This is a genomic window from Syntrophomonas sp. UBA5494 (assembly GCF_002426325.1).
In genome coordinates, this window is record NZ_DIPG01000110.1 from 9,201 (window position 1) to 19,580 (window position 10,380).

Below are 10,380 nucleotides of genomic sequence, written 5' to 3' on the forward strand. Positions count from 1 at the left end.
GCCATCTCGAACTTGCCGGCTTTGCCCCCTCGCCTGGCCCCGGTAAATGCGCCATCTACATAGCCGAATAGTTCGCTTCCAATCAGTTCCCGGGGAATGGCTCCGCAGTTGATGGCCACGAAAGGTCCCTGGCAGCGAGGACTGTGATTATGAATAGCCTGGGCGAAGATCTCTTTTCCGGTGCCGCTCTCACCTTGAAGCATCATATTACTCATGGTACTGGCAGCAACCCGGGCGAGTTTAACGGTTTCCTTAATGGGGTGGCTGAGGCCGATAATGTCATCGAAGTTTAGCTCCGCCCGGGTCCCACAGACGCTGTTGACCAGGCGGTGTACCCTGTCGATGCTGTGCAAGACGATGATGCCGCCGGTGATACTGCCCTTATCGTCATGGCTGGGCTGCCCTGATGCCAGGCAATGAACCCGGCCGGTCGGGCAATCCAGGAGCAATTCAACATCATTAAAAGGAATGCCGGCATTAAGCATTAAATCGAAACAAGCTTTGCCCTCAAACAGTTTTTTTAAGGTTACGGAGCTGTATCCCCGGGCTTTTTTGCCGAGGATTTTGACCGCCGACTGATTTAGGTCTTCAATTTCGCCGGCATTAGTGACTATAATCACCCCGTCCGCCATGAGATTGAAGATGTCTTTAAGGCGCCTGCTGTAAACCGATAGCTGCTTATCCTGCTCGGCCACCTGCCATTTGTTCACGATAATCTTAACCACTTTATGCAGCATGGAGAGTACGCGGGAATGGTCTTCGTAACTGGGCCCGATCAGACCTAAAACCAGGGTTAAGGTTCCGTGATAATCAAAAATGGGTACCGCTGAGGTAGTGTAGATCGCCAGATCATGATGGAAATGCTCTGATCCGGTAATTTGTATGGCTTTTTGCATCTGTATAGAGGTTCCCAGGGCGTTAGTCCCCAGGAATTCCTCGCTCCAATTATTCAAACTGATTGGCTTCAGGGGCGGGATGCTTTCGATAACCCAGCCTTCCTCATCTGTCAATACTACATGAAACCCGCTGCCTTTTACGGATTTATAAATATCGTTCATAGCCGCCACGGCAATATCTATCAGTTCGGCATAATCGGCAACAGATTTAGCTCTTTCCGCAGGGAAGCTGCTGTGTAATTTCTTGTGGGGGTCGACTCCAGCCTGTTGCGAACGCTGCCATGATGAGGCTATTTCGGGGAGGGAAAACTCATCTGAGAAGTTGGATGTGACGGTGTCAATGGCTTGGGGCTTAGGCATAAAATCACCTCTATCAAATCTTTCGGCTTTAGCGTATACCGGTATATTGGTATACCAGTAAAACAACAATCATGCCTCAACATCTGGGAATCCCCATACAACCAGACCTAAATATCTTTGAACCGCATCAGCCCTGTATTACTTCGAAACAGTTGCCGTCTTAAGCCAGCTAATCACTGCGAGCAGACTCTTCCGTGTTGTCAAGGTGTTCTTGCATCATTCTCTTGGCTTCGGGGCCGTTCTGCTCTTTAATCATCTGCAGAATTTGCCGGTGAGATAGCAGGGCTACCGGAGCCAACCCGTGTTTTCTCAAGGAATTTTCCCGGGACATCTCCGTCAGGGTGATCAAAAGGTCATTTATACGCGCTATCACTTTATTCTTGGATGCTTTACTTATCGCGGTGTGGAATTGGGTGGCGGCCTGAATGCCGTCTCCCCCCCTGGCGATATCGTCTTCCATTTCTTGGAGAATTTGGTCCATGGCCTGCATATCGGCCTCAGTGCGTCTGACGGCGGCCAGTTCAACCGCTTTGAGTTCTATGGCCTGCCGGGCTTCAAATAAGTCGGAAATGATGTCACTGCTGGTTTCTATCATAAAATCAATCTTGGAGAGCAGGTCGTTGATATCGACATGTTTAAGGTAAACTCCGTCCCCGGGGATATACTGGATAATTTCCATGAACTCCATTATCTTTAAGGCTTCCCGCACCGGCACCCTGCTGACCTGAAACATTTCTGCCAGTTCACGTTCCGAGGGCAATTTGTCGCCTACTTTGAGCTTGCCTTCCAGGATCATATCCTTAACCCGTTTGATAATGATCTCATATAATCTTACCGATTGAGCCTCACGTGCTCTGGCAATTGGTTTATACATATTACTGACTCCCTTAATTTGATACGAGGTGTGAATGGGAAGGTGGTATACCAATATACCATCCTAAGTTGAGTATACAATAAGCCTCGATTAATTGCCACCAGATTGTTGACTGAAATAGATCTGCAAGCTGTAACAAATAGGCGACAGAGTGTAACAAACAGTTGGCATCTGATTGTAACAACTGTGATATTACCTGGAGAAGATTTTTTTAAAACGATATCGATAAAGCACAGCAAACGCAGGAGTTATGGCACATCCGGTGGTTGGCATACAATTTGCAACCCTAATTTAATTTAAAAGCCCGCCATACCAGGTAAAAGAAATAGAAGAAAAGGAGGTTTCCGCGGAAAAGTTGCTTTATTTTCCATCAATGCAGTCAAAACGAGACATAAGGAGTGAAGCCATGAATACTCACAAAAAACTAAGCAGAAGGTCATTCCTAAAATGGACCGGTATCACTACAGCTCTAATGGTAATAGAGTCCCCGCTGAGGAACTTCGATGTAGCCTACGCCTTTGGGGAGCATCCCCAGGAAAAACCCCGCTACCTGGCTAAGAAAAAAGTCCCTCAGGTTTGTGCCCGGGCTTGTGAATGTGATTGCCATTACGATGTCATAGTGGGGGTAGACCAGGTGACTGGACTGGAAAGAGCCCTGACCCTGGAAGGCCGGCCTGACGACCCGGTTTCTCGTGGTAAGTTCTGTATCAAAGCCCTGGGCTTTGTAGATGGCATGTACAATCCCGACCGTTTACTGGTTACATTGAAAAGAACCAATCCCAAGCGCGGTGAAGGGGAAGACCCCGGCTGGGTGACAGTTAAGTCGGAGGATGCGGTCAACGAGATCATCGAAAAAATGAAGACTTACAAGCGGGAAGAAATTTTGTTTGCTTCACCGGGGGATCCCTACAGCAACCGTTTGTGCCGCTCCCTGGGCGTCACCCGAAGCGACCAGCGCACTGAATGTTTCGGCACCCATTATTATCTTAACTCCTTGATGATCACCAATCCTCCTAATAAGTATTACTCCAGCACTTACACGGTGACCCATTCATTGTGGGGTTATGATTACAGTCAGACCAAATATATGGTATGGTTCGGTTTCGATTCTTTCAGCAAAACCGCTAAAGCCGGCATATTAAACCACATCGTGGAGGGGAAACGCAACGGCACTAAAATCATTTTCTTCAATCCGGTAAAAACCCCCCTGGCTGATGGCATGGCTGATGAATACTACGCTATTAAGCCCGGCACCGACCTGGCAGTAGCTCTGGCCATGGCTAAAGTGATCATAGACAACAAGCTTTATCAGGCTGATTTCTTGAAAGATTACAGCGATGCCGGAGTTTTGATCGATTTGGAGACCAAAAAACGCTTAACTGATGCCCAGGGAACCTGGCTGGCCTGGAGCCAGGCTGACGGCAAACCCGCCCCGGTCAACAACTGCAATAATATGGCCTTCGATGGCGGACCGTTCAGCTTCGATTATAATGGCAAACAGGTTACTGCCAAGCCGGTCTTGCAATTGCTGCAGGAAAACCTCAAGGATTGCACTCCTGATTGGGCCGCACAAATCAGTGAGGTGCCTGCTGCGGATATCGACAGGATAGCCCGCGAGTTTGCCCAAGCAGCCCCAACCGTCTGCATACCCAACCTGAAGCGCGACGCGGCCGGACCGAACTACTCCAACAGCTGGCGCTTGATGCAGACCATCAATATCCTGCACATGCTGACCGGGTCTCTGGATCATGACGGAGCGGTGCTGTTCCTGTCCGGGGTTAAGATTCCCTGGCTGGAAGATGTGGATCCCCTTGTCAAACCTTATCCCCAACAACCCGCCAGCCCGGCTGACTATCGCAATCAGTTCCCGGTGACCGACAACATTTATAAGAATAGGGATTTCAGCGCACCTGGGCATTACGGTATGGTAGGGCATGGACTCTATCACGGCAGCACCACCAAGATGGTGTTTTTCAAGGGCCCGCATCGCGGCCTGTTCGCCTTGATTCAACCACAGATGACTGAAGCCGCTCTGGAAAAGATGGATCTGGTGGTAGACTGGAATCTATACCCTGATGACAATGCCTACTGGTGTGACTATGTACTGCCGGCTCCCCATCAATATGAAGAATCCAAACTGGACATCAGGCAGTATTATCCCAAATGGCCTTGCCTGGTGGGTGGCGATGCGGTGCAGAAACCTCCCGGTGATGTTATCGGCTGGGGCAAAGTGGCTAATATGATAGGTATGGCTTTAGCCCCTGAGTATTGGACCACCGATGGCAGCAGCGATCCTGCCAAGTTGATTAAGGGGAACATGAAAGACCCGGCCCTGCAAGCGGTAGGAGCCGCTGAGGACGGTACTGATTTCATGCAGAACAAAAACGGCTTCTGGATTGATAAAAAGCCTTACGAGAACTACAAAACCATTCGCGAAATTGGCTATGGCAGACCTGATGGCCGGGTGAAGATGTATGTCGATGAGTTCGCCGAGGTTGGTTTTGATGGATTGCCCACCTTCCAACCCCGCTGGACCTCGTCTGAAGGGGAATACCAATTCTCCCTGCTCATCACCAGAGCCGGGTGGCACATGCATGCAGACCCCAACTTCATAGATAATCCGGTTATCAACATGCTTTCCGCCAAGAACAATATCGATGCGGTATGGATCAGCCCGGCGGCCGGCCAAAAACTCAATTTGCAGAACGGGGATGAGGTCATCTTAGAGACCAATCCCAAGCATATGCCGGAACTGCCCAGGCCGGTAAAATCAAAAGTCTTCATGTCTTCGCGCATCACCCGGGATGACTGTGTAATGCTCTTCCATGGCATCGGCCACCGCTCTAAATGGCTTAAGCACGGTGTCTGGGGTTATCGGGACGGCGATTTGATTCCGCAGAAGGATCCGAATATCTGTAAACAGCACGATCCCACCGGCATGGGCTGGGTCGAGGATGTTTATGTTCGGATCAAAAAAGCCTAGGGAGGGTAGTGAAATATGAAACAATATGCGATTCTACTAGACAGCAGATTCTGTACGGGATGCAACACCTGTTTCTACAAATGCGTTCAGGAAAACAGACTTCACGATGTAGCCGCCAATGGCAATACCCGGACACTGGTGAAGATCAATGATGAGGGCATGTATCACCATCGCTGCATGCATTGCATAGAGCCCACCTGTGTGGCCAACTGCCCCAAAAAGGCCCTGACCAAGACTGATTATGGGCCGGTTTTATGGGATACCAATGTATGCATCCGCTGCGGCACCTGTGTGCAGAAGTGCCCTTTCCATGTACCCATGCTGGATCAACCCAACAATCAGATCGTCAAATGCAGCATGTGCGCCCACCGCAACCTGGGTCAGGATGAGAATGCTATACCGGCCTGTGTAACAGTGTGTCCCACCGGTGCCCTGGAATTCGGGGAAAGAGGGGCCATGGTAGCCAAGGCCAAGCAGATGGCCAAGGACGGTGGGTTGAACCTGTATGGCCTGGAGGAGAATGGCGGCACCAATATGCTGATTCTCACCAAGGCTGATCCCACTGCGGTCGGCTACCCGGCGGTACAGAAATCCAGTGCTGGCATGAGCCCGGTAGCCATAGGCGGCACAGCGGTCGGGGTAGCGGCAATAGCGGCGGCTGCCTACGCGGGTCTCAAGAAATACAGCACCAGACGAAACAAGATTGCCAAAGAAGATTAAACCTGACGAGTAAGTGCTTCTATTGCGCTTAATAAAAAGCCAGGGGGTTTTAAAATGCATATTGATGATAAACGACTGGAAGATCTGAATGCCAATATGGCTGTTTTTGCGTGGATGTCCAAAGCTATGGATTATCCGGACGAAGAATTCGTTGAGTCTCTGCTCAATAATCAGCTCATGGAAAACTTGCCCGAGGAGAGATGCCGGGCATTTAAGGACTATATTGCTGCTTTCGATTCAACTGAAGCCTTGCTGTTGGATCTGCAAAAGGACTATACCCGGATGTGCCATGTATCCAAACCTAGACTGGTTCCCCTATTTGAATCGGTTTATAAAGAAGGCAAGCTCTTTCAGGATTCCACCTTTGCCATCGCCAGGTTGTACGATGAAGCCGGGATCAGGCCGGGCAGCGAATTCAAACTGCCGCCGGATCATATCGCTCTGGAGCTTGAGTTCATGTCATATCTGATCTACCAGGAAATGGAAGCCATAAAAAGCGGCAATACCGATAATGAGCACATGGCTTTACGGCTGCAGGAGGAAACCATGTCCGGGCATCTTGCCCATTTCGGTCTGAGTGTTGCGGAACGGCTTTCCCAGCATGCCAGATCTCCTTTTTACCAAGGCATGGGCGATATGCTCAGAGTAATGTTTCAACCGCAGGAGCAGCCTGATTTAAACTAGAGGCATAAAGGGGTGATTCAATCAATGCCCTTATCAAGATTATTATTAGCTTTAATCATGAGTGTATTTCTGTTCGGGTTGACACCAGCCAGCCTGACTTTGGCGGACACTGAACAGCCCGACTTCAGCAATCAGAATTGTTTGAGTTGTCATGCTGAGGTGAGGCAGTTCATAACCACATCAGTTCATAGTGATTTCTCCTGTCTGGCCTGCCATCCTAATATAGGCAGCGAGCATCTCCAGGATTACAGGCCTAATTATGAAGACCCTGCGGAAACCTTGATATCCCCGCAGCGTGTCCCTGAGACCTGCGGCGCCTGCCACGCCGAGGAATTGGACTCCTATATGGAAAGCGTTCACGGCCGCGGCCTGCTTTTAGGCAGTATCGAGACTGCCAACTGTATCGACTGCCATGGATCACACAACGTCTTGGCTAGATCCGATCCTCAGGCCACCTATTCAGCTACCCGGCTGCCGGAAACCTGTGCCAAGTGCCATGAGGAAGCGCAGGAGAACTTCATAAGGGGGACCGAGCATAAATCTCTGGCCGCTGGCACCGGTATAGCAGAACACAACACACTCAAGTTCTTCGTCTGGCTGACCATTTTGACAGTAGTGGGCCTGATCGTGCATATGGAAGTGGAGCTGTTCCACCTGTTTAAACGGTCCAGACGCCCAAAGAGCTAGAAAGGGGTGAAATTTCGTGGGCAGTGTGTATCAGAGGTGGAATATACATCATCGTTTGCAGCACATTTTGCTGTTCACCAGCTTCCTGATCCTGGCTTTAACCGGGCTTCCCTTAAAGTACGCCGCCAAAGCCTGGGCAGTTAAGCTGAGCGCCCTCCTGGGCGGATTCAGCACCATGATGACCATACACAAAATTGCTGCCGCAGTGATGATCATAGCAGCGGTATATCATCTGGGATACCTGGTTTTCTGCAAATTCGTGGCTAAAGAAAGCTCCAAGGCCATGATACCAACCATGAAAGATGTTACCGATTTATTGGATCATATGGCCTTCTGTTTGGGAATGACCAAACAGGCAGCAAAATTTGACCGCTATTCCTATAAAGAGAAATTCGATTACTGGGCGGTCTTCTGGGGCATCGCCATTATGGTCGGTTCCGGGTTGATATTGTGGTTTCCTCATATATCCGCACGGTTCGTATCCCGCACCTTCATCGATTGTGCTCAAATAGCCCACAGCGATGAAGCCATGCTGGCCATTATGGCTATTTTTGTGTGGCATTTTTATAATGCTCATTTTAGCCCCATGGTATTTCCTATGAACAAGGTGTGGTTGGACGGAAAATTCTCGCAAGAGGAGATGGAGGAATTCCATCCCCTGGAATTGCGCCATGGCGCCCCGCCGGTAGTAGGTAGGGACACCGCAGCGCCCGCTTATGAGGGCTCCAGATTCCGCCGCAGTTCAGTATTGATTGTCATTCAAATGATAGTCTACGCAGTGGTTCTGATTTGGTTCCTGTACGGATTTCTGCCGCTTGCTCTGATGTGACGACAGGCCTCTTGAACTACAAGAAGGTGCTGGGCATCAAAACATTTTAAGGAAGTGATTTATTGTCTGGCGATAAAAGCTGCTTGACTAAATTCAGATCCATGAAAACGGGCCTGGTTTTGGTCCTGGTCATCATCCTAGCCTCCATAGCAGGAACCATTATACCGCAGCACGGTATGCACGGTTCAGCAGGACGGTGGTACAGCTTGCTGCAGCTCGATGATGTGTTTCATTCCTGGTGGTATGTGGCCTTATTAATACTTGCCGCCTTGAATCTGATGGCCTGCAGCTTTTATCGCCTTAAAACGATCGTCCGTCGTGGAGAAGGCCCCCAGCCCTTGCTGGAAAGCGGGCACGTGGCCCAACTCAAGGAACAGGCTGCTTTGGTCATAGCCGGCAATTGCGCTGAGGCCGGCGAAAGAATCGTTAAACTGCTTGTCAGCCGGGGATATGAAACCTGGTCTGACCGGCCAGAACCGGGTAAATGGCGGATAGGCGCTGAACACGGGCGCTTGCACGTATGGGGATCAGTCATCACCCATTTCAGTTTTCTGGTTATCATGTTAGGGGTTTTGGCCGGCGCGTTGTTCGGGTTTCAGGGCAGCATAAACGCGCCCGTGGGAGCTGTGTTCGGCCTGGACAACATTCCCGGGACGGGAGCCGCACCGGGAACAGAAGGGTTTGAGCTGCGGGTGGAAGACTTCCGGATCGAGCGCTATGCCGATTCGACACCTGCCGGGTATTTCAGCCGGGTAAGCATCATTGAAGATGGCTACGTCCAGCAAGCCGCAACTATTGGGGTAAACAACCCGTTGAATTACCATGGGGTTAAATTCTATCAGGCCAGCTACGGTGAGGCCATTGAAGTAATTATTGGCGGACCTGACGGCAAGATCATCAGTTCAGGGTTGATACTGCCGGGTCAGCGCTTCGCCATACCGGGGACGGAATACAGTGTCGCAGCAAACCTTCCCGCTTCCGCAGCTGGCCCTGGTTCAGCCCCGGAAACCGCCTCTTCCGGCAGGCAGCTGGCCTATGCCGTTTTCCAGGGAGGGCAACATGTGAGTATGGGCGAGACTGGACTTGCTATGCCCATCAGCATTGGTGAAGAGGGCAATACAGTCAAATTTGTTCAGACTCTGCCTTACACAGGCTTGCTGGTTAAAAAAGACCCTGGAGTGCCCTTGATCTGGCTGGGTTCATTTTTCCTGCTGGTCGGGATGGGGACGTCATTCTTCCTCAGGCCGCACCGCCTGTGGCTGGTGTTGCAGCAGGAGGGAACATGGATTGAAGTGGCCATAGGCGGCGCCACCGGCAAAAACCAGTTGGCGCTGGCTGAAAGCATTAAGACCATAAGCTGTGAGATAAAGCGGGTGGAGGTAACTGCTCCCCGGGAATTGGCTGATAAAGAGGTGCTGTTAAATGGGAACATATGAAGATCTTGCTTTTGGTGCTGCTTTTGCTGCATATACCGCAGCTATCCTGCTTAATGTATGGGATTTGGCAGCCAAAAGACAGGCTTTGAGCCGGTTTGCCAATTATATAACCGCTATTGGCTGGCTGTTCAACACTCTGGCTTTGATATTTCGCTCGGTGACTGCGGGAAGAATTCCCCTGGCCAACGGCTATGAGTTTTTAGTGGCATTTGTCTGGGGGATTGTATTGTTTTACTTATGGATGCAATATAAATACCGGCTCAAGGCAGCAGGTTTATTTGTTTTGCCCGTGGTGTGGGTGCTCTTGGCTTACGTAGCGGTGGAAATGCCGGCTGATCAAAAGCTGATCACCCCGTTGATGCCGGCCCTAAAGAGCAACTGGCTCAGTGTGCACGTCGCTACGGCTATTCTTTCTTATGGAGCCTTGGCAGTATCTTTCGCTCTGGCAGTAATGTATCTGATAAAGGAGCGCTATACCAAAAATCAGGCCACAACATCGGTGTTATTTCAAAAACTGCCCGGCATGGAGGTCCTGGACGAGTCCTGCTATCGATTCATTACTGTAGGATTCTTCTTGCTATCCATGGTTATCATCAGCGGAGCCATCTGGGCGGAGCAGGCCTGGGGCGCCTACTGGAGCTGGGATCCTAAAGAAACCTGGTCCTTGATCACCTGGTTGATATATGGAGCCTGCCTGCATGTCAGACAGACGTATGGCTGGCGGGGGCGCCGTTCTTCGGTAATAGCGGTGATCGGGTTCGCAGCGGTCCTATTCACCTTCTTCGGGGTTAATTACTGGCTGGTCGGTTTGCACAGCTATGCATGATGATAACTCCCCCTCTCCCATGGGGGACGCGGGGTTGCCGTAACCATCCCCGCGTCCCTATCCCCGTATACTCATACCATATAGA

The 10,380-nt window shown here is 50.5% G+C and carries 9 protein-coding genes; 7 read left to right on the forward strand and 2 right to left on the reverse strand.

Features of this window, described 5'->3' with window-relative positions:
- The coding region (locus B3W37_RS12185) for a sigma-54-dependent Fis family transcriptional regulator (protein WP_483175975.1) at positions 1-1,256 on the reverse strand (1,256 nt) is incomplete at its 3' end.
- 169 nt (positions 1,257-1,425) lie between these two features.
- On the reverse strand, positions 1,426-2,130 hold the full coding sequence (locus B3W37_RS12190; RefSeq protein ID WP_483175977.1) for a FadR/GntR family transcriptional regulator: 705 nt from the start codon (positions 2,128-2,130) through the stop codon (positions 1,426-1,428).
- A 472-nt stretch (positions 2,131-2,602) separates the two neighbouring features.
- Between B3W37_RS12190 and B3W37_RS12195 the strand changes: the two genes are divergently transcribed.
- The 7 genes from B3W37_RS12195 to ccsB all read left to right on the forward strand — a co-directional run bounded on the left by B3W37_RS12195 (position 2,603) and on the right by ccsB (position 10,295).
- Positions 2,603-5,113, forward strand: coding sequence for a molybdopterin-dependent oxidoreductase (locus B3W37_RS12195; protein ID WP_483175979.1), 2,511 nt, complete (start codon positions 2,603-2,605; stop codon positions 5,111-5,113).
- 15 nt (positions 5,114-5,128) lie between these two features.
- On the forward strand, positions 5,129-5,833 hold the full coding sequence (locus B3W37_RS12200; RefSeq protein ID WP_483175981.1) for a 4Fe-4S dicluster domain-containing protein: 705 nt from the start codon (positions 5,129-5,131) through the stop codon (positions 5,831-5,833).
- 54 nt (positions 5,834-5,887) lie between these two features.
- A complete protein-coding gene (locus B3W37_RS12205) occupies positions 5,888-6,517 on the forward strand; it encodes a TorD/DmsD family molecular chaperone (RefSeq protein WP_483169192.1) in 630 nt (209 codons plus the stop codon).
- 24 nt (positions 6,518-6,541) lie between these two features.
- The gene (locus B3W37_RS12210) at positions 6,542-7,204 is read left to right on the forward strand and encodes a hypothetical protein (protein WP_483169194.1); all 663 of its coding nucleotides are present in this window, start codon (positions 6,542-6,544) and stop codon (positions 7,202-7,204) included.
- A gap of 16 nt (positions 7,205-7,220) precedes the next feature.
- Positions 7,221-8,033 carry a formate dehydrogenase subunit gamma gene (locus B3W37_RS12215; protein ID WP_483175983.1) on the forward strand — a complete coding sequence of 271 codons (813 nt, stop codon included), beginning with the start codon at positions 7,221-7,223 and terminating at the stop codon, positions 8,031-8,033.
- Positions 8,034-8,134: 101 nt separating this feature from the next.
- Positions 8,135-9,469 carry a cytochrome c biogenesis ResB family protein gene (locus B3W37_RS12220; RefSeq protein WP_483175985.1) on the forward strand — a complete coding sequence of 445 codons (1,335 nt, stop codon included), beginning with the start codon at positions 8,135-8,137 and terminating at the stop codon, positions 9,467-9,469.
- On the forward strand, positions 9,456-10,295 hold the full coding sequence (gene ccsB, locus B3W37_RS12225) for a c-type cytochrome biogenesis protein CcsB (protein WP_483175986.1): 840 nt from the start codon (positions 9,456-9,458) through the stop codon (positions 10,293-10,295). Before B3W37_RS12220 ends, ccsB begins: the two co-directional genes overlap by 14 nt.
- Positions 10,296-10,380: the final 85 nt, after the last annotated feature.